26 protein-coding genes and 1 riboswitch are annotated in these 24,170 nt (G+C 34.8%); of the genes, 5 read left to right on the forward strand and 21 right to left on the reverse strand.

Features of this window, described 5'->3' with window-relative positions:
• Positions 1-602: 602 nt before the first annotated feature.
• The 5 genes from M3600_RS26395 to M3600_RS26410 all read right to left on the reverse strand — a co-directional run bounded on the left by M3600_RS26395 (position 603) and on the right by M3600_RS26410 (position 4,901).
• Positions 603-1,883 carry a Na+/H+ antiporter NhaC family protein gene (locus tag M3600_RS26395; RefSeq protein WP_237943763.1) on the reverse strand — a complete coding sequence of 427 codons (1,281 nt, stop codon included), beginning with the start codon at positions 1,881-1,883 and terminating at the stop codon, positions 603-605.
• A 112-nt stretch (positions 1,884-1,995) separates the two neighbouring features.
• Positions 1,996-2,103: riboswitch (SAM riboswitch) on the reverse strand.
• A 171-nt stretch (positions 2,104-2,274) separates the two neighbouring features.
• A complete protein-coding gene (locus M3600_RS26400) occupies positions 2,275-2,727 on the reverse strand; it encodes a YhcB family protein (RefSeq protein ID WP_237943761.1) in 453 nt (150 codons plus the stop codon).
• 2 nt (positions 2,728-2,729) lie between these two features.
• Positions 2,730-3,212 (reverse strand): hypothetical protein, encoded by a 483-nt coding sequence (locus tag M3600_RS29280; protein WP_311315981.1) that lies wholly within the window; start codon positions 3,210-3,212, stop codon positions 2,730-2,732.
• The gene (locus M3600_RS29285) at positions 3,176-3,499 is read right to left on the reverse strand and encodes a hypothetical protein (protein ID WP_311315982.1); all 324 of its coding nucleotides are present in this window, start codon (positions 3,497-3,499) and stop codon (positions 3,176-3,178) included. Before M3600_RS29285 ends, M3600_RS29280 begins: the two co-directional genes overlap by 37 nt.
• A gap of 403 nt (positions 3,500-3,902) precedes the next feature.
• The gene (locus tag M3600_RS26410; RefSeq protein WP_237943760.1) at positions 3,903-4,901 is read right to left on the reverse strand and encodes a DUF3231 family protein; all 999 of its coding nucleotides are present in this window, start codon (positions 4,899-4,901) and stop codon (positions 3,903-3,905) included.
• A 479-nt stretch (positions 4,902-5,380) separates the two neighbouring features.
• Between M3600_RS26410 and M3600_RS26415 the strand changes: the two genes are divergently transcribed.
• Positions 5,381-6,481 carry a YibE/F family protein gene (locus tag M3600_RS26415; RefSeq protein ID WP_237943758.1) on the forward strand — a complete coding sequence of 367 codons (1,101 nt, stop codon included), beginning with the start codon at positions 5,381-5,383 and terminating at the stop codon, positions 6,479-6,481.
• Positions 6,478-7,254, forward strand: coding sequence for a YibE/F family protein (locus M3600_RS26420; protein WP_237943756.1), 777 nt, complete (start codon positions 6,478-6,480; stop codon positions 7,252-7,254). The genes M3600_RS26415 and M3600_RS26420 overlap by 4 nt, the downstream gene beginning before the upstream one ends.
• 75 nt (positions 7,255-7,329) lie before the next feature.
• Here the strand turns inward: M3600_RS26420 and mnhG are convergent, their stop codons facing one another.
• The 7 genes from mnhG to M3600_RS26455 are packed head-to-tail and all read right to left on the reverse strand — an operon-like array spanning position 7,330 to position 13,061.
• Positions 7,330-7,689, reverse strand: a complete 360-nt coding sequence (gene mnhG / locus M3600_RS26425) for a monovalent cation/H(+) antiporter subunit G (RefSeq protein ID WP_233317209.1) — start codon at positions 7,687-7,689, stop codon at positions 7,330-7,332.
• The gene (locus M3600_RS26430) at positions 7,673-7,942 is read right to left on the reverse strand and encodes a Na(+)/H(+) antiporter subunit F1 (protein WP_396953849.1); all 270 of its coding nucleotides are present in this window, start codon (positions 7,940-7,942) and stop codon (positions 7,673-7,675) included. The genes mnhG and M3600_RS26430 overlap by 17 nt, the downstream gene beginning before the upstream one ends.
• Positions 7,943-7,956: 14 nt before the next feature.
• Positions 7,957-8,433, reverse strand: coding sequence for a Na+/H+ antiporter subunit E (locus M3600_RS26435; protein ID WP_237943754.1), 477 nt, complete (start codon positions 8,431-8,433; stop codon positions 7,957-7,959).
• Between the two features lie 4 nt (positions 8,434-8,437).
• A complete protein-coding gene (locus tag M3600_RS26440) occupies positions 8,438-9,919 on the reverse strand; it encodes a Na+/H+ antiporter subunit D (RefSeq protein WP_251648178.1) in 1,482 nt (493 codons plus the stop codon).
• On the reverse strand, positions 9,912-10,253 hold the full coding sequence (locus tag M3600_RS26445) for a Na(+)/H(+) antiporter subunit C (RefSeq protein ID WP_237943750.1): 342 nt from the start codon (positions 10,251-10,253) through the stop codon (positions 9,912-9,914). Before M3600_RS26445 ends, M3600_RS26440 begins: the two co-directional genes overlap by 8 nt.
• On the reverse strand, positions 10,253-10,675 hold the full coding sequence (locus M3600_RS26450) for a Na(+)/H(+) antiporter subunit B (protein WP_237944206.1): 423 nt from the start codon (positions 10,673-10,675) through the stop codon (positions 10,253-10,255). The genes M3600_RS26445 and M3600_RS26450 overlap by 1 nt, the downstream gene beginning before the upstream one ends.
• Positions 10,662-13,061 carry a Na+/H+ antiporter subunit A gene (locus M3600_RS26455; RefSeq protein ID WP_237943748.1) on the reverse strand — a complete coding sequence of 800 codons (2,400 nt, stop codon included), beginning with the start codon at positions 13,059-13,061 and terminating at the stop codon, positions 10,662-10,664. Before M3600_RS26455 ends, M3600_RS26450 begins: the two co-directional genes overlap by 14 nt.
• Positions 13,062-13,266: 205 nt before the next feature.
• On the opposite strand from M3600_RS26455, the gene M3600_RS26460 reads away from it, so the two are divergent.
• Positions 13,267-13,488, forward strand: a complete 222-nt coding sequence (locus tag M3600_RS26460) for a hypothetical protein (RefSeq protein ID WP_237943746.1) — start codon at positions 13,267-13,269, stop codon at positions 13,486-13,488.
• Positions 13,489-13,841: 353 nt separating this feature from the next.
• Here M3600_RS26460 and M3600_RS29290 read toward each other — a convergent pair whose 3' ends face one another.
• Positions 13,842-14,078: a DUF3953 domain-containing protein gene (locus M3600_RS29290; RefSeq protein WP_237943744.1), complete on the reverse strand. Its 237-nt coding sequence runs from the start codon at positions 14,076-14,078 to the stop codon at positions 13,842-13,844.
• Between the two features lie 298 nt (positions 14,079-14,376).
• Here M3600_RS29290 and M3600_RS26470 point away from each other — a divergent pair, with 298 nt between their 5' ends.
• Positions 14,377-15,828 carry an alanine/glycine:cation symporter family protein gene (locus tag M3600_RS26470; RefSeq protein ID WP_237943742.1) on the forward strand — a complete coding sequence of 484 codons (1,452 nt, stop codon included), beginning with the start codon at positions 14,377-14,379 and terminating at the stop codon, positions 15,826-15,828.
• 82 nt (positions 15,829-15,910) lie between these two features.
• On the opposite strand, the gene M3600_RS26475 is transcribed toward M3600_RS26470, so the two are convergent.
• The 8 genes from M3600_RS26475 to M3600_RS26510 all read right to left on the reverse strand — a co-directional run bounded on the left by M3600_RS26475 (position 15,911) and on the right by M3600_RS26510 (position 22,415).
• A complete protein-coding gene (locus M3600_RS26475) occupies positions 15,911-16,711 on the reverse strand; it encodes an SMI1/KNR4 family protein (protein WP_237943740.1) in 801 nt (266 codons plus the stop codon).
• Positions 16,712-16,783: 72 nt separating this feature from the next.
• Positions 16,784-17,704 carry a hypothetical protein gene (locus tag M3600_RS26480; RefSeq protein WP_237943739.1) on the reverse strand — a complete coding sequence of 307 codons (921 nt, stop codon included), beginning with the start codon at positions 17,702-17,704 and terminating at the stop codon, positions 16,784-16,786.
• Between the two features lie 4 nt (positions 17,705-17,708).
• Positions 17,709-18,245: a sigma-70 family RNA polymerase sigma factor gene (locus tag M3600_RS26485; RefSeq protein ID WP_237943737.1), complete on the reverse strand. Its 537-nt coding sequence runs from the start codon at positions 18,243-18,245 to the stop codon at positions 17,709-17,711.
• A 201-nt stretch (positions 18,246-18,446) separates the two neighbouring features.
• Positions 18,447-19,196 carry an ABC transporter permease gene (locus M3600_RS26490; protein WP_237943735.1) on the reverse strand — a complete coding sequence of 250 codons (750 nt, stop codon included), beginning with the start codon at positions 19,194-19,196 and terminating at the stop codon, positions 18,447-18,449.
• The gene (locus M3600_RS26495) at positions 19,197-19,958 is read right to left on the reverse strand and encodes an ABC transporter ATP-binding protein (RefSeq protein ID WP_251648180.1); all 762 of its coding nucleotides are present in this window, start codon (positions 19,956-19,958) and stop codon (positions 19,197-19,199) included. It lies immediately after the preceding gene.
• Positions 19,959-20,198: 240 nt separating this feature from the next.
• Positions 20,199-20,540, reverse strand: a complete 342-nt coding sequence (locus tag M3600_RS26500; protein WP_233317221.1) for a DUF1048 domain-containing protein — start codon at positions 20,538-20,540, stop codon at positions 20,199-20,201.
• Positions 20,541-20,591: 51 nt separating this feature from the next.
• Complete coding sequence (locus tag M3600_RS26505; protein WP_233317292.1) at positions 20,592-20,912, reverse strand: PadR family transcriptional regulator; 321 nt, start codon at positions 20,910-20,912, stop codon at positions 20,592-20,594.
• A 345-nt stretch (positions 20,913-21,257) separates the two neighbouring features.
• On the reverse strand, positions 21,258-22,415 hold the full coding sequence (locus M3600_RS26510; protein ID WP_237943719.1) for a sulfite reductase subunit alpha: 1,158 nt from the start codon (positions 22,413-22,415) through the stop codon (positions 21,258-21,260).
• A gap of 598 nt (positions 22,416-23,013) precedes the next feature.
• On the opposite strand from M3600_RS26510, the gene M3600_RS26515 reads away from it, so the two are divergent.
• A complete protein-coding gene (locus M3600_RS26515) occupies positions 23,014-24,018 on the forward strand; it encodes an aldo/keto reductase (RefSeq protein WP_237943717.1) in 1,005 nt (334 codons plus the stop codon).
• Positions 24,019-24,170: the final 152 nt, after the last annotated feature.

Here is a 24,170-nt window from a genome sequence, read left to right on the forward strand (position 1 = left end):
TGAAAATCTTTTTACTCATTATTTTCTCCGTCTCCATGTTTCTCTAGTTGTGTTACATAATTATACAAAAAAATACCCTATAGGTAGACTTTTTTTAAGTGTCTACTCTATAGGGTACATTTTATTCATCCCACACCTTAAGGAATGGGCTTTCTCGTTCCGTAAAATCTGTAAATATTCGTTCTTCAATTCCAGAATTTTATATTCAATGTCTTTTTTATTCATTTTTTCCTCCCCCTATGTCGTATATAGATATCTCATTTCTAGTTTAACTTTTTGTTCGCAATAATCGCAATATATTTAAAGTTACGATCAAAGCAGCTTCTGTATCACTTCATACTGCCATTATCTCCTGTTAACATAACTGTTTGCTAATTCCACTATATACTAAGAGTTTCTTGCGCAAACGCGAAGTTTTCACGGAAAGTATCTGCCACCGATATTACTGCAAAATAACTACTGTCTTCTCATTTTTTGACACTTGATTTACATAGGCTTGACTTTACTTAATGAGACATTCATAAGCGGTTCTTATAGGTCACTAAATTGCTAAAAAAATAGCTGCCAAATTGGCAGCTATTTAATGTGAAAATCACTGATGTTTATATCTTCTTTTTTTTCGGATAGCCAATAAGAATAGCAATAATACCGCAAATGCCGATGAGAATAGGATAAAATGAATACTGCATGATACTCACTGGAGATATTCCGGCTACGCTTGCCGCTGCCAGTATTTGAGCTCCGTATGGTAGAAGACCTTGGAACGTACATGAGAAGAGATCCAATATACTTGCAGACTTTCGTGGTTCTATTCCATACTGATCAGCGATATTTTTTGCGAGAGGACCTGTAATTAATATAGCAATAGTATTATTAGCCGTTGATATATCGGCTAAGCTCACTAAACCTGCAATACCAAATTCTGCACCCTTTTTGGATTTAATTCTCTTAGTCACGAGATGCAGCAGAAAGTCGATACCACCGTTAAACTTAATAACTTCCACCATTCCAGCAATTAATATTGCCAGAAAGGCTATTTCATACATGCCGGCCATTCCTTCTCCAATCTTTTGCAGAAGGCTCATTATTTGATAGCTGCCATCTAATAAACCAACTGCTCCGGCGAGAACAGTCCCTAATGCTAAAACAAGAAATACATTCATACCTGCTAATGCAAAGATAATAACTAGAAGGTATGGAACGATTTTTACCCAACTATAGCTTAAATGCTCAACTTGCGACGTTCCCCCGATTGTAATAACTCCTAAAATAATGCTCGTTATAATAGCTGCTGGCAATACAATCCAAAAATTAACTTTAAATTTATCCTTCATTTCTGCACCTTGTGAACGAACAGCCGTAATGGTTGTATCGGAAATAAAGGATAAGTTATCGCCAAACATTGATCCACCAACAATACCAGCCATTACTAAAGCCATGGAAATATCGGTATGATCGCTTATCCCAACACCAATTGGTGCTAGTGCTACAATCGTTCCCATCGAAGTACCCATCGATAGAGAAATGAAGCATGCAATGATAAATAAACCTACAACAAGCAAGTTTTGCGGAACAAAGGATAAAGTCAAGTTAACAGTCGAGTCCACCGCTCCCATACCTTTTCCTACTTCTGAAAATGCACCGGCTAACAGAAATATGACAACCATCAGCATTACATTGGAATTTCCTGCACCTTTGCAAAATATATCAATTTTTCGTTCAAAAGTTTCTTTTCTATTCATCGCAAGTGCCACAGCACCCGAAATAACAATGGCTACAAGGACAGGAAATGCATAAAAATCACCTGTAATAACACCTGAACCAATAAATAAAATCAAAAAAACAACAAATGGAATCAATGCCCATGGATTCCCTTTCTTCATTTTAAAAAACCTCCAAAAAATATTAAATAATACCTATCTATATTTTTTTGCAACAAAAAAGACCTTATCTTGAACGACAAGAAGAGGTCTTATATTTATCTATAAAACACTCCTCTTATCTTTCAAGCTGGTGCTTGCTGGATTTGGCACAGCAACTTAAATGTTAAGTTCCGCTGCCGAGATATCATCGGGCCAGTCCCTCCATCTCTCTTGATAAGAAGATATTAATTTATTTTTTGTCACAATAGTTAGTAGAATACCATGATTGTGGATCACTTTTCAACCTATTTTTTTAGATCTTTTGGTTCTTGATGAAAAGTTGTAGTAGGACTATGCTTTAGGCAGCTAGTTTTTTATACCTCTTTGCTCTGATGTTTCTGGATTTCTTTTGTTAATTTACTTTGCCCACACTTAATGCAAAGTGTTTCCAAAGAATTTTCTCAACTTCATTGTGTTCTGAATCTGTACATTCAATTATAAGAAGAACTTCCGTTTTTTTGTCTTTTACTCTAACGCTTACTTTTTTTCTGCGGTGTATAAATAAATCGATAATTAAACCAAAAATAAAACCAGATATCGCTCCAATTAACCCCCAATAAATAGGCCCCCACTCTAGTTCAAATCCCCTGCTTGCTCCTAACACAGAAAAAAACACAGAAAAAACGATTCCTTTATTTATTAAGGAGACTCCATCTGACTGATGGATTGTATCAAAAAGACCAACGCTCTCTGTATTAATAGAATCTAAAGGGACAGTTAAAATATTATGAATACCTTTTTGTTCAATCTCTCTTATTGCTAGTTCCAATTGAAGAGAATATTCAAAAGTAGAAAAAACTTGCATCGTTATTTCACCCGGTTACTTTTAAATTTTAAGTTAAAGGATTGATAATTATTTATTAAAAACATCTTTTGTTCTGCTGCAAAGAGTTTATTATTCTCAACAGTATTTAAATACGTTTCATAAATATTAAAGAAATATAATGACGGCAAATAAAAGAACCATTGTTTATCTAAGATATCTGTTGATTTATGAATATCTCCTAATAATAAGTAATGAAATGCAGCAATTACATGGGAAAAATGTACAAAGAAGACAGTTGTTATAAGGACGAAGATTGCTGAAAATATTTGATGCAAATATAACTGACCCATACCCGGTATACTTAATGACCAAATGACTGCGATGAGTGGATCTCTTTTATCCACATAATTTATTTCAAAGGGTTTTACAGTGATCGCTTCAATTGGTGGTTCTTCTTTTTCAGCTAATAAATAAATATTATTTAATTCTACCGTTGCACGGTAACTGTCCCATATGGCAAACAAATAAACCGGTATATACATGTACACAAATTAACATTTAATACATCTTTTGCTAACTGAATTTCTCCCATAAAGGAATAGGCCATCGCGAGGTTTAATTGAGATTTCTGGTTAATAAATACTTCCCAAATAATAAGGGCAAATCCTCTTATATATTTATGAAGTAATAAGTGCCCATAGCCAGGAAAAGTAACAGACCACAAAGCTACTATATAAGGGCTTCTCGGATGGATATAGGTTGTGCCCCAAATACTTATCTTGGCTAGTTTGCGACGAACTTTTTTAGTCATAGAGGTTCCTCCACGAATTTACTCAGGCTTACAACCTCAGAAATAATTAAGAATTTGAAAATTTGAAATACGCCCTTCGGTTTTGTATTATAAGTATGCTTCACAATGAGTATGAATATTTATTAATTACTAATTTTCCTTTAGTTTGCACATATAGGGTGTACCCGCACATCCTGAAAAAAAGCAGACAAAGCTGATATATCATTCCAATCCTTGAATTATTCAGACAACCAAAAGCCATATAACAACATGTCTACTCTTTGTTATATGGCTTTTTATAGTCAAAAAAATAAGATGTAAACCAGCATTAACAATTAGATTAACTTTTTAATAAGGCCTGTACATTTCGTAAAGAGGGTTATTTTGCATATTTATGTACTGAACCTTCCTCTTTAGTAAAGGGTTAGTTCATTAACTGATTTCGGTCAGCGGCAAATGGCGGTCTCTCTAACCATTCATTTTTAATAAGCAGATTCATACCATCCTCTGCATAGAGACCAATTTCACCTAACAAGCGTGTGTAATCAACACCTATGTCACGCCTCATTGAAGCAGAGAGTGCTGTCCCATAATTACCAACGCCAGCAGCAACCATTAAGGAGATATGAAACATCATTAATTTATCTGAAAAAGGAGGTTCTTTTACTGGCTGAACATGTGCATCCCAAGTTGTAGGAGCAGGCAAATCATTTTCAATTAAATACTTACTAAAGATTTCCACATGTTTCTTAGATATCGCCTTTCCTCGTTTCATATATTTTTTTATTTCTTCTGATTTGACTACTTGTCCGAAAGCAGTAGCCATTGCTGACCCCAGATGATTTGTTTGGATATTAGAGAATAAGTGAGTAACTTCACTAGCTGTTAATGGTCTTTGCTTTCCCCACCATCCTGCTATAAACCCTTGTTGCTCTACCATATTTACTTCTTCTAGATAAGGGATATAGGGAGAACGAATTTCAAGTCCTTTAGATAATAATATACTTGCTGTTTCATTGAACAGCTCCATAGTCGAAGAAATACAAGACATAAAATGTTCCTTTACATCCTTACGAAAGGTATGAGGCAATATGACGCTGTAAGTTGCTAAAGCTCCCTTAGTCATCTGTCTTGTATATAGAAGGAAAAATTCATCGGAAAATAGCCGAGGAGAATTTACATTAACATCTTCATCTGTAAAACCATGTGGTATAATATGACCTTCTTCTTTGAATATGTCTGAGATAACTTTTACATGCTGTTGTGATAAATCTAATGCATGCTCCAACACTGTTTTGATTTCAGCGTCTTCTACTGTTGCTAAATAATACTTATACACACAAATGTAAAGAGAATCACTAAGATAATTGGCCCATAATCCACCAATTTCAGATGATGTGAGACGAATATGATGATTTTCCAAAATAGTTCCCTCCGTTTTTACTATAGCCCTTTACTTACCATAGCTCTTCTTCTCATTGTATTTATACTCTAGGACATTTTCTAATTTGAATTACATTAATAAAGAAATTCCTAAATTATTCAGACACTCCTAGCTTTATTATGTTTTAATTAGTACTCTTTATACCACAATGAAAGCAATTCATAAGGGATCTGCTACCCTTGAAGATAAGTATATTCCAAACGAATTTTTTAATTTTTCATACCTAGTTTTTATCATTTCAAATTCCATAAATCAGAATACTACCCTAGAAAGGAGTTCCTATCTCACAGAGAATTAAGAATCTTTTCTTTTTTATTCTTCTTTGTAATTACGTACTGAGTAGTGTTATTGTATCTATAGGCAAAATGTTTCCTCTGCGAAACATTTTGAAACTCAGTCAAACTTACTAACATTTTATAAGGTGGTGAAGATACTTGTTAAGTAGACTTATTAAACATATGACAACTAAAAACAAGGTAATGTATACACTTATATTACTTTCCTTTCTACTCTCTATTATTTTTGTTCACAATAACTATCCTTTATATGAAAAAACTATTGCTAAGGTCATGAAAACAAATATAGAAGAAGTGACTGCAGTTAAAGATGCAAATAATGAAGATCGGATCTATGTACAAAATATCGTTGCTGAATTACAAAATGGCAGTAACAAAGGTAAAAAGATATATTTGATTAATGAATATTCAGATTCTAAAGCTTTAGATAATAAATTTCATGTAGGTAATGATTTATTTGTTACCCTCAATGATAATCATAACGGTAAATTAACTGGCACGATACTTGATATGAAACGTGATAAATATTTACTGATAATTGCATGGGTCTTTATGATAGTTTTACTTTTGATTGGAAAGAAGCAAGGGTTGCTGTCCATTATCAGTTTAATTGTTAATGCTTTCCTGTTATCTTACGCATTGGATTTATACATAAATAATTCAACCTTGAGCTTAGTCTGGATTTGTGTTTTTAGCGTTATATTATTTACTATAGTTACTTTATTGTTAGTAAATGGATTTAATGAAAAGACATATGCTGCTATTATTGCTACACTGCTTGGAACCTTTAGCTCCTTATTAATTACGTATCTAGTTCTTTTCATAACGGGTGAGAAGGGACTTCACTATGAGGAACTGCAATTTATTACACGCCCATACAAAATGGTTTTTATGGCTGGTTTATTCATTGGTTCATTAGGAGCTGTAATGGATGTAGCCATTACAATGTCCTCTACCGTTTTTGGATTGTATGATAAAAATAATCATATACCGATAAAGGCTCTTATTAAATCTGGCATGGAAGTTGGCAGAGATATTATGGGGACGATGACTAATATTCTGTTTTTTGCGTATGTCAGCGGTTCGATTCCTCTTCTCATTCTCTATTTTAAAAATGGCTCACCATTTGGCTATACTCTTTCCCTGAACCTATCATTAGAAATTGCTAGAGCTTTAGCCGGAGGCATAGGAATAGTACTAACAATTCCTATTGGCCTATACACAACTATATTTTTTGTGAATCGAAAGAGGAAAAGTCTATGAATGTATTAGTATTGCTTGCCGTTATATTATTTCTCTTAATGTTCATTTTTGGTGGAAGAAAGGGTGTAAAGTCTTTTTTTGCTATATTTTTGAACTTTGGTGTCATTATTTTCACGGTTATACTAATGAACGACGCAAATTTCAATCCAGTTATTTTAACTATTGTTGCATGTGTCATAATTAGCTGTATCAATTTGTTCTATATAAACGAAGTCAATAATAAGACAAAGCCGGCCTTTATATCAACACTTATTTCTACAGTTTTATTGCTGATAATTATTATTTACACAACTAATAAGGCGAAGATTCAAGGGTTTGGTGAAGAAGAAATTGCAGAGCTTGGTATGTTTTCCTTTTTCATAGGCTTAGATTTTGTAAAAATTGCAGCATCTGTCATTATTATGAGTACGATAGGTGCGATAACAGATACCGCTATAGCCGTCTCTTCCCCTATGCGAGAAATGCAATATCATAACCCAAACATAAGCCGAAAAGAGTTATTCCTTTTTGGTATGAGTATTGGAAGAGATATATTAGGAACGAGTACAAATACGTTGTTTTTCGCCTTTTTTGGAGGATATCTGGCTTTGTTAATTTGGTTTAAAGATTTGGCTTATTCTATTGGGGAAGTAGTAAATTCAAAAATTTTTAGCTCCGAAATGATTACCATACTTTGTTCTGGTATTGGAGTTGCGATTGTTATTCCTATCACTGCTTGGGTAACTGCGTACTTTTTAACAAAAGCTAATAAATCAAACAATACAGTAAGTTAAAACAGTTAGCTTATTTTGGAAACTCCAAAACCCTTCCATCTATTTAAACGGAAGGGTTTGAGTTATTTATATTCCTTATTTCTGAAGTCTCTTTTCGTCTTTACTACTCTTAAGATCATCTTGTATACTTTTATCCCATAGCTCTACGCCTGAATTATAGGCAGCTCTACCGATTAAATGCCCTGCAACAGGTGACGTTAGAAAGAAGAAAACAATCCCCAGTAAAATCCTTGAATTAAAATGACCATTAATAAAATAAAAATATAGAAAAGTAGCAAGTAGAATAACCATGATTCCAAGTGTTGATGCTTTGGATGCTGCGTGATTCCTTGTATATACGTCTGGAAGTCTTATAACACCTAAAGCAGCTACTAAATGAAGAAGAACTCCAATGGCAATTAATAAGCCAACAATCACCTTAACTATCTCGGTCATTTTCAATCACCTCTCCCTTCTCTAAAAACTTAGAAAAGGCTACAGTACCAATGAATGCCAGAATACCAATGACTAAAATAACTTCAAGAAAAGCACTCGTATTTAATACAATGGATATTAGTGCGGTAAGACCTGCTAAGCTAATACCGATAGCATCTAGTGCAACCACTCTATCAGGTGTTGTTGGGCCTTTAATTGCTCTGTAGGTAAATCCTATCATAGCAATGACGATTAACAATATTGCAATATACATAAATGTTTCAAACATTATCGCCCCACCTCCAGAATTGCTTTCTCAAATGTGTTTTTAATAGAGTCAATGGATTCTTGTGCATCATTAATATCCAAAGCATGCACATATAATATTTTGTTATCAGGAGATACTTCAATCACTAAAGTTCCAGGTGTCAAGGTGATCAGATTTGCTAGAATGGTTATCTCCCAATTCTTTTCTAAAATGGTGGGATATGCAAAAATACCCGGCTTCATATCCAACTTTGGCTTTAAGACCGTTTTTACAACGGCTATGTTTGAGCTGATTAATTCTCTAATAAAAATATATGTGAGATTCAATACAGCAAGTATTCTAAAAAGGTAAAATCGAGATGAAAAGAAATTCCTGAATATATAGAGGATTAGCAAACCAAAAAGATATCCTTTAAAAAAGGCAACAGGTTCAAACGATACAGTCATTACCATCCACATAAATCCAAGCAACACATTTAATAATATTTGAAAGGCCACGTTATCACTCCTTTAAGACTGCATCAATATAGATTTCTGGTTTTACCAATGTCTCAGCTGCCTGTGAGATATACGGATAAACCGCTTCAGCTCCAACACCATATAAAATCGAAATAATAATTAGGATTATTGGTGCAATCATTAAAGTTTTCACTGGTACTTTCTCCTCTCCCTCATAGGAACGAGGTGTACCCCAAAAACCATTTATAAAAATCTTCATTATCGAAAGCAATATTAGCAGACTAGATAGTAATACAATAGCAGCACCAAGGTAATTCTCTGCTTCAAAACCACCTTTTACAATTAAAAGCTTTCCGATAAAACCACTTAAAGGAGGAATTCCTGCAAGGGATAATGCACTTAAGAAAAAGGTCCAGGCTAAACCAGGGTATTTTTTAATCAGTCCACTAATCTCTTTTAAATTACTAGTTCCAGTAATACTGATGATAATACCTACTAAGAGAAATAGCGTGGCTTTAATAAGCATATCGTGAATTAAATAAAACACCGAACCTGTAAGCGAATCTGGTGTCATCACAGAAATACCAAAAACAATAACGCCAACTGCAATTATTATGTTGTAAATAATAATTTTTTTGATGTCCGAAAAAGCAAGTGCACCAATTAAACCAAAGATAATACTAAAAATGGCCAGAATGGCTAAAATCTTGCTAGTATAGCCAGTATCATGATAAAAAAGTAAAGTGTATGTTCTCATAATCGAGTATACCCCTACCTTTGTCAGCAAAGCCCCGAATAACGCCATTACGGGAATGGGCGGAGCATAGTAAGAACCTGGAAGCCAGAAGTATAAAGGGAAAACCGCTCCTTTTAATCCAAATACAACTAAAAATAACATAGCAATAACTGTCACAATTCCTGACTGCCCCACTTCACTTATTCTCTCTGAAATATGAGCCATATTCAAAGTCCCAACAACTGAATACAAATAAGCAACTGTGATAACAAATAAAGCAGAAGAAATAATATTCACAAGAAGATATTTTATAGATTCACGCAGTTGTATTTTTGTTCCTCCAAGTACAATAAGGGCATAAGATGCCATCAACATCACTTCAAAAAATACAAACAGATTGAAAATATCTCCTGTTGTAAATGCACCATTTACGCCAACAATTAAAAAGTTAAAACATGGATAGTAATAGAACCTTTCCCGCGCTTCTCCAATACTTCGGAAAGAGTAAAGGAGAGTAGTACATGCAACAATACTAGTAGTAAGCACAAGCAATGCTGATAACATGTCAGATACTAGCGTAATCCCGAATGGAGCCTCCCAGCTAGAAACATCCAGTGTTTGTATACCACCCTGTCTAATCTTTTGTACTAATAAAACAGATACAATAACATTTATAATGGAGGATATTCCTGAAATCCACCTTTGGGCGATGATGTTTTTCGAAAAGAAGATCAGAATAACTCCAGTAATTAATGGAATCAGTATGGGTAAAAGTAAAAAATTAATCATTGCCATCCATTCCTCTCAATTTTTCCATATTGTCAGTACCAAGCTCTTGATAGGCACGATAGGCTAAAACTAAGAAAAAGGCTGTCACCCCAAAACTGATAACTATAGCTGTTAATATTAACGCTTGAGGAATTGGATCAGTGTAAGATGTTGCTTTCTCCCCAAGCAATGGTGCCGCCCCTTTTTTTAAACCACCCATGGTTAGGAGGAGCATGTGTACTCCATGACTAAGTAATCCGGTCCCCACAATAATTCGAAGTAAACTTTTTGAAAGCATTAAATAGGTTGCACAAGTAAATAAAATTCCAATAACAAAAATCATAATAATTTCCATTATTCATCTCCTCCAATCGTTTGAATAATAGTCATTGTTACTCCTACAACTACTAAGAACACACCTAAATCAAAAATCGTAGCTGTATGCAAGGAAAGGTCTCCTAAAATGGGAATATCTATATGAGTAAATGCATGCGTAAGGAAGGGAACGTTGAAAATCAACGCTCCAGCCCCTGTTCCTATGGAAAAAAGAAGCCCTGTTGCAATCATGTGCAAAAAATTAAATGGCAATATTTTTTTTACCGTCTTTAAGTCAAAAGCCAATAGTAATAACACAATGGCACCAGATGTTAATAGACCGCCTATGAAGCCTCCTCCTGGTGTGTAATGACCTGTGAAGAAAATAAACACAGAGAAGATAAGAATGATAAATAATACGATTTTCGTTGTGGTTTGTAAAATTACATCATTTGTTTTCAGTTTTCTTCCCTCCCTTTAGGCGTAGCTTAATTAAACCAAAAATACCAATCGCTGCAATTGCCAGGACAGTAATTTCAAACATGGTGTCAAGTCCGCGGAAATCAACTAAGATGACATTTACCATATTCTTTCCCGCTGCCTCTTTATATGTGTTTTCAATATAATAGTGTGCAATGGAATCAAATAACTTATTGCTGTGTGCCGATAAGCCAATCAGAATAACAAGAGCTCCGACCCCTACAGAAATAAGGGCATTTGTTAATTTAAACGAGATTCGTTCTTCACGCTTCTTTAACTTTGGCAAATGATAAAAACAAAGCAAAAATAACGCAACAGATATTGTTTCAATAACAAGTTGAGTTAATGCCAAATCAGGAGCTCTGTATATCACAAAAAATAAGGAAACAGAATAGCCAACCGCTCCCAATAAAATAATTGAAGTCAATCGTGATTTAACGAAAAGAATGCTTATCGCTACAATGCAAATACCGACAGCAAGGATGACCTCAGCAATATGAATGTTTGATATATTACTTGTATCAAACTTAAAGGCATCCTTAATAAATAACGTAGATCCTAATATAAGAATAAAGAAGATGAATAAGTAGAGAAGGTACGTTCTAGAAGATCCCGTTAAAATACTGCTGGTTATTCTGCGAGAAACCATTTCTGTCTTATTTAATGCACCATCATAAAGATGGTTTAAGGACAGTTTCTCAGGGAAAATCTTATAAACCTCTCTCCATTTTGGATAAGTCTTGTACAGCAAGAAACCAATTGCAATAACACCAATAGTCATATATAGCTCAGTATTAAAACCATGCCAGAATGAAATATGAACATCAACTGCAAAGTCAGGCATGATAGCAGAAACGGCTGGTGAAATAATGGTATTTGATAGAACATTAGGAAAAAATCCAAATGCAATAACAAGTGAAGCCAAAACAATCGGTGGAATTAACATGCCAATTGGAGCCTCATGCGGTTTTTTCTTTAGCTTCTCAGGCTGAAATTTGCCAGAGAACGTTTTAAATACTAAAATCATGCTGTACACAAAAGTAAAAATACTAGCAATCCAAGCGATAACAGGAAACAATATTCCAATCGTTTCCATATTTAAAATATCCATGCTTAGTACACGTACCATAGCAGTGAAAAACATTTCTTTACTTAAGAATCCATTAAAAGGCGGAAGACCAGCCATCGAAAACGTCCCTATAATCGCGACTGTAAAGGTAATTGGCATGAAAGGCATTAACCCACCAAGCTTACGGATATCTCTTGTTCCGGTTTCATGATCGACTATCCCAACTACCATAAAAAGTGCACCCTTAAAGGTGGCATGATTGATTAGATGGAATACTGCTGCTACTGTAGCAACCATATAATAACTATTGTTGATAGAATCTAAGTGTAACGCAGCTCCTCCAATACCAAGCAATGTCATAATCATCCCAAGTTGACTAATCGTTGAAAAGGCAAGGATACCTTTTAAGTCTGTTTGTTTAACGGCTGAGAAAGATCCCCAAAACAATGTGACAATCCCAACCCCTGCTACTAACCAAACCCATAGAGCGGTTTCAGCAAAAACTGGACTCATTCTCGCTACTAAATAAATCCCTGCTTTCACCATTGTTGCTGAATGAAGATAGGCACTTACAGGCGTTGGAGCTTCCATAGCATCCGGTAACCAGATATGAAAGGGAAATTGCGCTGATTTTGTAAAAGCCCCAAGTAAAATACAAAGCATTGCCGGTATAAATAAGTGATTTGTGAATAGTTCATTCGATTGCTGAATAATTGCAGAAATACTAAAGGTCCCTGTCATTACATAGAGTAGAATAATACCTCCTAACATAGAAAGACCACCAAAAACAGTAATCAGCATTGATTTTTTAGCACCATAACGTGACTTTTCACGTTTGTACCAATAGCCAATTAGTAAAAAAGAAGAAAAGCTAGTGAATTCCCAAAAGGTATACAAAACAATCAAATTATCTGACAGAACAACACCGAGCATAGCTCCCATGAATAGCAGCAAGTATACATAAAAATTATTTAATTGCTCTTTATCTTTTTGTAAATAATACACCGAATAAAGAACCACTAAAGAACCGATACCTGTAATCAAAAGCGCAAATAATAAAGCTAAACCATCGACCTTAACCGTAAAGTCTATTCCAAGAGAAGGAATCCAAGCAAAGGATTTTGTTACAGTTTGCTGAGCAGAAGTGATTGAAATAAAAGATAAAAAATAACTGAACAAAAGGACTGGCAATGTAAGAACAAACCACCCAGTATGTACTCGCCTAAAAACCTTAAACAGGATTGGTATAAAGATGGCAAGTAAGAATGGTGAAATTATCGCTAAATGAAGCAAAGACAAAAAAATCCCCCCTAATTATCTATTATTTTAAACATGAAAAACAAATTATGTTTGACTGTATAATACTTAATAATTACGTTACTAACTCTTTTAGTGTCTTCTCTAGACTTACTAAATATGTGAAAACCACTTATATAAATTCATTTAGATGGTAATTTGTATAAAATACTGTCAATTTACCGAACCTAATAGAGGTGGTGGTGCCTTGATGAAAATGAAAGTTTCTATATCCAGTTCTTTATTTCTGTTACTTTTTCTTAGTTTTTGGCAATTGGATCAAAGGGAAGAACGTGAATACTCTCTCTTCATACATGACAAAGAAATGGAAGAAATAATTCCAATTAGTAATGAACTGGAAAAAGTCTTTCAAAATAAAATAGAAGCTTTTCAATCTAGAGAATACGTCAGAGTTAGTAAAGTTTTATAAAGGTAAAAATAAAAAAAGCCTGTCATTAGGGCATAGTTATCCCCTAGTGACAGGCTCCTCCAATTTTTACTCACATTATCATGTAATTATCGTAACTTGAATTGTTATCTGCACCATTTTATCTTAAAATTAGAATCCATTCAAGTACAAATCCTTTATACCCCTATTTTGAGTAATAAAACTTATTTTTTTGTTTTATTTTATCTTAACTATATACTTACGTATATAAATTATATATTATTACAAACACCTAAGCCATTCTTTAAAATTAACACCATACATCTCCTTAAATTTATTCATAATCTCTTGTTACGATACCATTCTAATATATTAATAATAAAATAACTTCCTTCTTAAAGTTCAAATATCATAATATAAATAGAGCCAATAATAAAGAATCCCGCTAAAAGGATCATTAAGATAGAAGGGATTTTTCGTTCTTTCTTTAATTCAGTAGACCCAATCGTTAAAAATAATAATCCAAGAAAAAAATACATTAATGCTAACATTATAGTGCTTTCTTTTATAGTACCGATAAGAGCTAGTATAACCGCTACAAGTGCAAAAAAAACCTTTATTCTTGTCACCACCAATTTTCCTCCTAAACAAGAAAGAACCTATCATCAAAAGACATAAGTCTCCTTCGGTGACAGGCTCCTCCAATTACAGTATATTTATTTTCAACATGATAGCATATTTAATTAAAAGGTGCTAGTAAACGTAATTCCATAAGGCCCATAGAGCCTATGATTACATTATTTTTTCTTTCTTTTAATAAAAGGTACTTAACTTTTCAGATAGGGCAATAATTTTTATTGTTTTATATCTTATCGTGAAATATAATATAATTCAGAATTTTAAAAAATCAATTAAAAAAGGAGTGTATTTATGGAAGAAATAGTAACTTTTATAAACGGGATATTATGGAGTACTCCAGTCATTTATATTGTATTAATAGTCGGCCTAATTTTTACATTTGTATCCAGATTCCTTCAGATCCGACATGTGAAGGAAATGATCATCCTTATGTTCCAAGGAAAAAGTTCAGATGCAGGTGTCTCCTCCTTTCAAGCACTTTCAATTGCTTTATCTGGAAGGGTTGGGACAGGTAACATAGCTGGAGTTGCAACCGCAATTGCCTTTGGGGGGCCTGGTGCTGTGTTCTGGATGTGGTTCATGGCATTTATCGGAGCTTCCACAGCGTTTATCGAGTCAACACTTGCCCAAATATATAAAGTAAACCAGGATGGACAATATAGAGGTGGACCTTCCTACTATATTGAAAAAGGAATTGGCTCAAAGTGGTTTGCCTTTCTTTTTGCAGGTGCAGCAATCATTTCCATGGCAATATTAATGCCTGGGGTACAGTCAAATTCAATAGCAGTTGGAATGAAAAATGCCTTTAATATTCCTACATACATTACAGGAATAGTGATAGTTGTACTGCTAGGTTTTATTATATTTGGCGGTGTCAAACGGATAGCCAATGTGGCACAAGTAGTTGTTCCAATAATGGCCCTTGGTTATATACTTTTGTCCATCATTATCGTTGTCATTAATATTCAAGAACTGCCAGGTGTTTTAGCCCTAATTTTCAAAAGCGCCTTTAATCTAGAGGCTACATTTGGCGGCATGATGGGCATGGCAATTGCATGGGGTGTTAAACGAGGTATCTATTCCAATGAAGCAGGTCAAGGAACAGGACCACACCCTTCAGCAGCTGCAGAGGTTTCTCATCCAGTCAAACAAGGGCTTGTGCAGGCATTCTCTGTATATATCGACACCTTGCTTGTCTGCTCAGCTACTGCCTTTATGATATTGTTTACTGGAATGTACAATACAGAAGCACCCAACGGAACTATGATCGTCAATAATGTGGAAGGCGTAGAGGCAGGACCAGGATTTACCCAAGCTGCGATTGACAGTATAATCCCAGGGTTTGGTTCCGGTTTTGTAGCAATTGCCCTCTTCTTATTCGCATTCACGACAATTATGGCTTATTATTATATCGCAGAAACAAATTTGACTTATTTGCTTCGCAATAAAAATAATAGATTATTCTCAGACTTGTTGAAACTAGTTTTACTTGCTACAACCTTTTATGGCACTGTAAAAACAGCCAGCCTCGCCTGGGCTCTTGGAGATGTTGGTTTAGGATTAATGGTATGGCTTAACATGATTGCTATCGTAATACTGGCAAAACCAGCTATTATTGCACTAAAAGATTATGAAAAACAGAAAAAGCAAGGCTTAGATCCTGTGTTTAATCCTGAACCTTTAGGCATTAAAAATGCGGACTTTTGGGTAAAGGAAGATAAAAAGAACGATAAAGCTGTTTAATAAAACTATGAACCATCCGTTTAAGTGCGGGTGGTTTCTTTACGAGTCAATAATGAACTAGATTTATTTTTGTATTAAGAAGTTAATTTATATCTTTAATAGTTTCTTCTATTTCTTCAAGAAAATATTGAATGGTCGGATCTTTATCATTTTTAAGTTCAACAATAACTTTCTGAATTAAAGATTTATCTATTACATATTGTGCAGTTACTACTCTCCATACCGCTTCTGCGGCATAATCTTTTAAATCTTCATTTCCACTTTTTATAAAATTCATTACATAACCAAAATATTCCTCATGGATACTTTCATCATATATAAACGAATTAAATATATCAAAACCCTCTATAATATCATCCTCTTCGGTACTATTAATTAACTTTCTAGCATCCTCAATTGTTGGAAGTGGCGTTGTCCTCAAGCCTTCCTCCTGATCGAGATCATGTACGTATAAGTGGTTGATGAATTCTTGAAAAGTATCATATATTTGGGTGATTCTTTCTGAATCTGTTTCAATATATATAACCTTTGGTTCTTCGCCATGATTGTAGTCTAGGGCAAACCAACTATGACCATCCCCGCTGATTAAAATAATATTACTTTTCCTAATCCCCCACTCTTGTTTGAAATAATCTGTTTCCATTATCCCTTTATCTTTTTTTATTCCACGAAGATTATCTATTTCTAAATAGTCATCTCCATCCCATCTATTTAAAGCTAAAGGTAGTGCATTATATATTAGTGTTCCACCATTTTGTTTTTTTAATAGTTTGATGTAATCAGCAGGTAATTTAACTCCAAAATAATCTTCTGCCAAATGTATATCTTCATCTGACAGATTATCCAATCTGTATTGGCTTGATTCAACATGCCAAATGTCCATTTAAAACCAGCCTTTCCAACGATAATAGTTTTTTCTTGTCACTTATACAGCCACATGTAATCTCTTGTATTACTAATCTACTAACAGTTGCTCAACCATTCCATCCAATTTATTCAGTAATGTTGTTCTCTTTGCGTTTTCTTTTTCTATTTCAATTTGATTGGATATTTCTGCGATTTCCTCTAACTGCTCTTTTACAGATGTATTTTTCTCTAACGCTGCAAAATTCTTAGCATATGCTTTAGCAGCATTGCCTATATGATTTTCGTATTGTCTGCGATCACTATATGGTTCATATGAATCAGCATGAATACTTTCTTTTAAACTGCTTAACCAACTATCTAAGTTTTCAAATTCAGTTTTTTCTATAATATTATTTCTTTCATCTATAATTCCATGAACTTCTGCAATCATTATCGATTGGTTAACTACTCTTTGTAGCTCTACAATATCTTCCATTCTTTTTTCATCATTATCTGCCTTTTGTAGACTTTTACCTAGTGAACCTATTTCCATCAACTTATCTGCAATCGTTGTCTCTTTCTCCTTTGAAGTATATTCACCAGAAAGATTTTCGGCAAACTTCCCCACTTCGGTTGCGTAATCCTTTCCAATCGGAGTTCTTGTAGCCGCATCACTTAGCTTAAGGTTTAGTTCATATAGAAAACTTGCTAAATTTGAATTATTACCTTTTTGTTCTTCCCTTTTACTATTTGTTTTTTCTTCATTCTCCTCTTGATTGTTAATTAGAGCCAGTTGATTTTGCTGATTTTCCGTGTTTTCCATTTGCTTAAATACAAAACTACCAATAAAAAGAGCAAAACAAGCAATAGCAGCAATTGAGAGTACGGGTGCAAAAGAAAAACGTTTTTTTGAGTCTTTATGATAAATAACAGTTTGATACAATCTTTCCTTGTCAGCAATACTCATTTTCCCATGTTTTAGAACAGTACTATTCAAACTCCTTCTTAAAGACTTCAAATCTTCACTCATTCCCTTAACCCCTTTCTACATTCTTTTGAAGCATTTGTTTTCCTCGCCTTAACCTAGTTTTAATAGTATCAGCATTCAAATTTGTTAAAGTTTGTATTTCTTTAATTTTTAACTCTTCATAGTAAAATAATATAATAATTTCTCGATACTTAGTCGGCAGGGTTAATACCTTTTGGGATAATTCTAAGTCATCAAATTTGTTTATTACTTGATCTTCAGTAGAAAGTTCCTCCGCTGTTTCAATCTTTTCTTTCATAAAATCTGTAGGAATAAACGATCGATACCATTTACTTTTCAAATAATCTTTACATTTATTTCGGGTAATCTTATAAAGCCATGTCTTATATGTACTATCCCCTCTGAAACCTTCCAATTGTTCATAACACTTTATAAATACGTCTTGTGTAATATCCTCTGCAGCTGACCAGTTTTTCACATATGTATAAGCTAACATTTTAATACTTTCTGCATAGAGACCAATAAGTTCTCTTAATATTTCCTCACGTCGCTTTGGATGGGATTCCTCTTTGCTTAATATCATTACGCAATAAAACATCTCCTTCTGGTTGGTTTAACTATTGACGACTCAAAACAGTAAAATGTTTCATTTTCTCCAGAATAGGAGGGAATCCATCGAGAAAATTATGAATTCCCTTCATGTTAATTAATAGTTGAAGCTTTAAAGAGTCTTTCTGACTGAAACAGTCGTATTGGCGAACTGTAAAGTAAGATGATACTTACCTTACCCTAGCTTCCGTTTAAATTCTTTACTAGCAAAGAAGTACGCAAGGACCATAATGCCGACACACCAGGCTAGCGCTAGCCAAATATCGTGGCCAACAGACTCTTCATATAAGAAAGCTCGAATCGTATTCACGATTGAAGTAACAGGTTGGTTTTCAGCAAACGCACGGACAATTTTAGGCATGGTCTCAGTGGGAACAAAAGCTGAACTGATAAACGGCAGAAAAATGAGCGGGTACGAGTATGCTGTTGCTCCTTCCATAGAACTTGCTTTCAATCCAGGAATAATCGCTAGCCATGTCAATGCTAGTGTAAACAATCCCAGGATTCCAGCTACGGCGAACCAATCCAAGATATTAGCGCTTGAACGGAATCCCATTAAGAGTGCAACGAGGATAACTATCACAACTGTTAACGCATTAGAGAAAATAGACGTAAACACGTGAGCCCACAATATCGAGGAGCGCTTAATCGGCATCGTAATGAAACGAGCCATCAGACCGCTTTTCACATCTGTAAAGAGCCGCAAAGATGTGTAGGCAACACCACTTGCTATAGCCATAAGCAAGATTCCCGGCAATAAATAATTAACATAATTGTCTGTTCCTGTCTGTATAGCTCCGCCAAACACATAGACAAACAACAACATCATCATTATTGGTGTAATTGCTACTGTAATAATTGTGTCAGGGCTGCGCATTATATTACGCATTAACCGCCCCAGTAACACCCCAGTATTATTTTTCATTTAAATGCCCTCCTTTTTACCGATGATTGTGAGAAAGATTTCCTCCAATGACGGCTGCTTTTTGATATACTCCACTTTAGCTGGTGGAAACATCTCTTTTAATTCTGTAAGAGTACCTGTAGTGATGATTTTTCCACTATGCAAGATGGCGATACGATCCGCTAATTGTTCTGCTTCTTCTAGATACTGGGTCGTAAGCAATATAGTCGTACCGCTGCCAGCAAGTTCCTTGATAGTATCCCAGACTTCAAGCCGTGCTTCAGGGTCAAGCCCTGTCGTCGGTTCGTCTAAAAAAATAACAGCTGGTTTTCCAATTAAACTCATGGCGATGTCAAGCCGGCGTTTCATTCCGCCAGAATATTTATCTGCCCGAAGGTTGGCCGCTTCACGCAGACTGAATCTTGCAAGCAGATTGTCAGCAACTTCGGAAGGATTAGAAACTCTCCGCAACTTGGCAATTAATATTAGGTTTTCACGTCCAGTGAGCATGTCATCTAATGTGGCGAACTGTCCTGTTAAGCTGATACTCTGGCGAACATGTTCCGGCTGACCCCTGACGTCAAATTGGCAGATACTCACTTGCCCTTCATCAGATTTCAACTGGGTTGAGAGAATATTGACTATTGTCGTCTTACCCGCTCCATTTGAGCCAAGCAATGCAAAAACTTCCCCTTGCTTCACCTCAAAATCGACTGCTTTTAAAACTTCCTTCTCTTTAAATGATTTTTTTAATCCTTTTACAGAAATAACGGCATTGCTCATTCTTCTTCCTCCTTTTATAAGACAGCAGGATTTGTTCAACAATCACAAGCTGCTGCCTTTTAGACAATGCGAAGTATTTATCTGTTACTGTTATTTTGTAGAGGCAACCAATTATACTCCGCTATTTAGTCTGACTGATAATAAGTGATACTTAGTACTGACGTAAAAATTTAACTGAATAACGAAGGTGGCAAATTTTGATTTCAACCAGCTATTCAGTCTGTATTATCGCTTGTAATTTTATTTTTTTCCTAATCGATCAATGATGCTCTTATTCAAATCTTCACGGTATTTAGCGACATAAGTTTTAGCATTAGCCACTAGTTCGTCAGCAAAGGAAGCAACATCTTCCCCAGTAATCTCTAGCACTTGCCTTCCTTCTGCGGAGCCTGCTTCGAATAAATCAATTAATTCATATTGCATATGAAGCATATCCATACCATTGCCCGCTGAGAATTTCCACATATAGTCTTGAATTTTCTTAAATACAAACTGGTAGTCCTCCGGAAGTGCCTCTACCCTTGCCATCATCATCTTGTATTCTTTTTTATCACCTATTAATTTTTTAAATAATTCCATCATGTTTATTCCTCCTTTTAATAAGCAGAACAATGCACACGTGATATCTTATCGTTAAGTTGTCTTTAACATATTAATTTTTGACGAAACAAAATCCCATCTTTTCCAAAACAATGTTAGTTCCTGACGGCCTGCTTCATTAAGTGAATAAAACTTGCGTGGTGGTCCCATATCCGATGGTTTCTTCTCGATATTCACTAGTTTCTTCTTTTCTAATCGCATTAGAATGGTGTAGACCGTACCTTCGACGACTTCAGTAAATCCAAGGTCGTTCAGGCGGCGAGTAATTTCATAGCCATATGTTTCTTGACGGCTGATGATTTCCAACACGCATCCTTCTAACGAACCTTTCAGCATTTCCGTTAAATTTTCGATGCCCGGCACCTCCTATAATATAAGACTTATATTCAGTATCACTTAGTACCTTAGCTAACCTATTTACTCAATAGCTTTGGCCATCTCGCTATTAAGTATTACTTATTACAAGTACATTGTATCACCGAGTAACGAAGAGTGTCAATTGGATTTATTACATATTTTAAAAACCAGCTAATACCCATTTGCTTTCCCTGCCACCTTGAAGGTCTCTTTCAAGAAAATAATATAAGTTAATTTAGGATTGCCTGCTAACAACTCTTTAAACACAAAAAAGAACATTAATCTATCTTAGATTAATGTTCCCGGAAAATACGCTCATTTACTTAGCATTATCGCAACTAATTAATACACATCTTTTTGGTATCTTTTAGTCTTTTGCAGTTCTTGCACTTTTTCTTCTGCTTCTTCTTGACTCATATTTCCTTCTTTTGAGAATATCTCTATCAAAGTGTTATGAACGTCTTTAGCCATATATTCCTTATCACCACAAACATAAAAATGCGCTCCACCTTGTAACCATTCATATAATTCCTTGCTAGATTCCAGCATTTTATTTTGGACATAAACTTTTTCATCTGTATCACGAGAGAAAGCTGTAGTTAATTTTGTAAGAACCCCATTTTCTTGGTGTTTTTCTAGCTCTTCTTTATAAAGGAAATCTGTTTGTGAATGTTGCGCCCCAAAGAACAGCCAAGTCCTTCCACTGCCTTTGTTAATAGAACGTTCTTGAATAAAGGAGCGAAAAGGAGCAATTCCCGTTCCTGGGCCAACCATAATGATATCTGTCTCATTTGACTCTGGCAGTCCGAAGTGTTTATTCGCCTGAATGTAGACAGGAAGTGTATCTCCTTCAGAAGTTCGTTCTGAACATTGAACAGAACAAACACCATTTCTGTCTCTGCCGTGAGATGTATATCGCACAGCACTGATTGTTAAATGAACTTCATCTGGGTGAGCCGATTGACTGCTAGAAATCGAATACAAGCGCGGCGGCATCTTTCTTAATAATGTCACAAACTCTTGAGCTTCAATTTGGCATGGTCCGAAATCTTGAATCATATCTAATAAATCCCGACCATACATATACTCTTTTAAAGCTGAAGCATTTTCTATAGCAACAAGACTATTTAAATTCTCATTATCAACCATTTTAGAAAAGTTCTGTAATACTTTCTTAGTTAATAAAGTAATTTCAAAGTATGTTGTTAAAGCATTCTTTAAAGGAAGCTGATCACCTGTTTTATTTATAACAATGTTTTGATTTCCATCCCACTTCATTTCTTGAAGCAGGGACTCTACCAATACTGAATCATTTTCCGGGTATATACCTAGAGCATCACCTGGATTATAAGTAATTCCTGATCCTTCTAAAGATAATTCCAGATGTCTTGTTTCCCTATTTGAACCTGTGCTATTTAGGTTAATATTCTTAAGAACTTTAGCTTGAAATGGGTTATTTCTGGTGAACGCTTGATTTGTTTGGCTTGCAGGTGTATTCATAATTTTTATCTCCTAAAATTTGATTATGCTTAAATTGAGGTTCTTTATGAAAAAACCACTTAATTAAGGTACCACTATAATTTTAATTATAATTTAGCTTTCAGAAGTTTTTCAACCAAAAAGTATAAATAGTTATTTATCTCTATCGTATTTGTAAATTTTTATACCATTTTGACTTTTAGCTTTTCTCTTTTATGTTAACCAAACACACCTAAACTCCATAATAACGCAATAAAAACTGCTGCTTGTTTCGCAACTGTAATAATTGAAGGAAAAATCGCTTGCACTTATTAATAGAAAAATTCTTTTTCCTATACATCCAACGCCCACATATAAAAAAAAACGCCCTACTCAAAAAGAGTAAGGCCGTTAACAGTGTTGTGCATAAAACTGTCATCACTTATTATGACCATTTCTTCCATACTTATACATATAAATAAACAAAAATTTTTTTCCCTTTCAACCAAAGATAATGTACATTTCCGTTAAAACTGTTCATTAATATACATATTCCAATCATTTAACAATTGTAAGAATGCTGTATAATTTTATACTAGTAATGAAAGATTAAAAACATTTGGGAAAGTGAGGAATTGCAATGGATTATACGAAACTTGGCAACACAGGATTAGATGTATCTAGACTTTGCCTTGGATGTATGGGTTTTGGTGTGAAGGAACGCTGGATGCATCCTTGGGTAATTGATGAAGAAAGCAGTCGTACGGTTATTAAAAGAGCGGTTGAGTCCGGCATTAATTTTTTTGATACTGCCAACGTCTACTCAGATGGTACGAGTGAAGAATTTCTCGGACGTGCTCTTAAAGATTTTTCTAATCGAGATGAAGTTGTGATTGCAACTAAGGTTTACTTCCCATTAGGCAAAGATTTAAACAGCAAAGGTCCAAACAGTAAAGGGCTATCCCGAAAACATATTATGAGTGAAATTGATAAAAGTCTTAAACGTCTTGGAACAGACTATATCGATTTGTACCAAATACATCGCTGGGATTACAACACACCGATTGAAGAGACGATGGAAGCTCTTCATGATTTAGTGAAGGCTGGTAAGGTAAGATACATAGGAGCATCAGCCATGTATGCATGGCAGTTTTTGAAAGCGAACCATACCGCTGAGAAGAACGGGTGGACGAAATTTATCTCTATGCAAAATCACCTTAACCTTATATACCGGGAAGAAGAACGAGAGATGCTTCCATTATGCAAAGAAGAAAAAATCGGCGTAATTCCATACAGCCCGTTAGCTTCAGGCAGATTAACACGTGATTGGTCAGAAGATACGCTCCGTTCTGAAACAGATGCAACGCAAAAGTCTAAATACGGTTCAACAGAGCATAACGACCGTTTAGTTGTGGAACGAGTTGCCGAGTTAGCAGAAAAACATGGTGCAGCTAGATCCCAAATAGCACTTGCATGGCTGCTTCAGAAAGAACCAGTAACAGCTCCTATTATAGGTGCTACGAAAATTTCTCATCTTGAAGATTCAGTCGGTGCGTTATCAGTGAAGTTAACCACTGAAGAAGTTGCATATTTGGAAGAGCCTTATGTTCCACATCCTGTGGTTGGTGCTTTAAATTCTAAGTAAAAAAGCCATATATAAGAAAACCCTAATTTTAAAATGTACCCTATAGAGTAGACACTTAAAAAAAGTCTACCTATAGGGTATTTTTTTGTATAATTATGTAACACAACTAGAGAAACATGGAGACGGAGAAAATAATGAGTAAAAAGATTTTC

This window comes from Niallia sp. MER 6, from assembly GCF_023714395.1.
Taxonomy (GTDB): Bacteria; Bacillota; Bacilli; order Bacillales; family Cytobacillaceae; genus Niallia.

What these genes read in the sequence shown, in the direction of transcription:
- M3600_RS26420 (WP_237943756.1), top strand. Translation starts at nt 6,478, where the DNA reads ATGAATGTATTAGTATTGCTTGCCGTTATATTATTTCTCTTAATGTTC.
- M3600_RS26480 (WP_237943739.1), bottom strand. Translation starts at nt 17,704, where the DNA reads ATGAGTGAAGATTTGAAGTCTTTAAGAAGGAGTTTGAATAGTACTGTT.
- M3600_RS26490 (WP_237943735.1), bottom strand. Translation starts at nt 19,196, where the DNA reads ATGAAAAATAATACTGGGGTGTTACTGGGGCGGTTAATGCGTAATATA.
- M3600_RS26500 (WP_233317221.1), bottom strand. Translation starts at nt 20,540, where the DNA reads ATGATGGAATTATTTAAAAAATTAATAGGTGATAAAAAAGAATACAAG.
- M3600_RS26510 (WP_237943719.1), bottom strand. Translation starts at nt 22,415, where the DNA reads ATGAATACACCTGCAAGCCAAACAAATCAAGCGTTCACCAGAAATAAC.
- mnhG (WP_233317209.1), bottom strand. Translation starts at nt 7,689, where the DNA reads ATGACCGAGATAGTTAAGGTGATTGTTGGCTTATTAATTGCCATTGGA.
- M3600_RS26430 (WP_396953849.1), bottom strand. Translation starts at nt 7,942, where the DNA reads ATGTATATTGCAATATTGTTAATCGTCATTGCTATGATAGGATTTACC.
- M3600_RS26475 (WP_237943740.1), bottom strand. Translation starts at nt 16,711, where the DNA reads ATGGACATTTGGCATGTTGAATCAAGCCAATACAGATTGGATAATCTG.
- M3600_RS26440 (WP_251648178.1), bottom strand. Translation starts at nt 9,919, where the DNA reads ATGATTAATTTTTTACTTTTACCCATACTGATTCCATTAATTACTGGA.
- M3600_RS26415 (WP_237943758.1), top strand. Translation starts at nt 5,381, where the DNA reads ATGACAACTAAAAACAAGGTAATGTATACACTTATATTACTTTCCTTT.
- M3600_RS29285 (WP_311315982.1), bottom strand. Translation starts at nt 3,499, where the DNA reads ATGACTAAAAAAGTTCGTCGCAAACTAGCCAAGATAAGTATTTGGGGC.
- M3600_RS26395 (WP_237943763.1), bottom strand. Translation starts at nt 1,883, where the DNA reads ATGAAGAAAGGGAATCCATGGGCATTGATTCCATTTGTTGTTTTTTTG.
- M3600_RS26485 (WP_237943737.1), bottom strand. Translation starts at nt 18,245, where the DNA reads ATGATATTAAGCAAAGAGGAATCCCATCCAAAGCGACGTGAGGAAATA.
- M3600_RS26400 (WP_237943761.1), bottom strand. Translation starts at nt 2,727, where the DNA reads ATGCAAGTTTTTTCTACTTTTGAATATTCTCTTCAATTGGAACTAGCA.
- M3600_RS26495 (WP_251648180.1), bottom strand. Translation starts at nt 19,958, where the DNA reads ATGAGCAATGCCGTTATTTCTGTAAAAGGATTAAAAAAATCATTTAAA.
- M3600_RS26445 (WP_237943750.1), bottom strand. Translation starts at nt 10,253, where the DNA reads ATGGAAATTATTATGATTTTTGTTATTGGAATTTTATTTACTTGTGCA.
- M3600_RS26470 (WP_237943742.1), top strand. Translation starts at nt 14,377, where the DNA reads ATGGAAGAAATAGTAACTTTTATAAACGGGATATTATGGAGTACTCCA.
- M3600_RS26515 (WP_237943717.1), top strand. Translation starts at nt 23,014, where the DNA reads ATGGATTATACGAAACTTGGCAACACAGGATTAGATGTATCTAGACTT.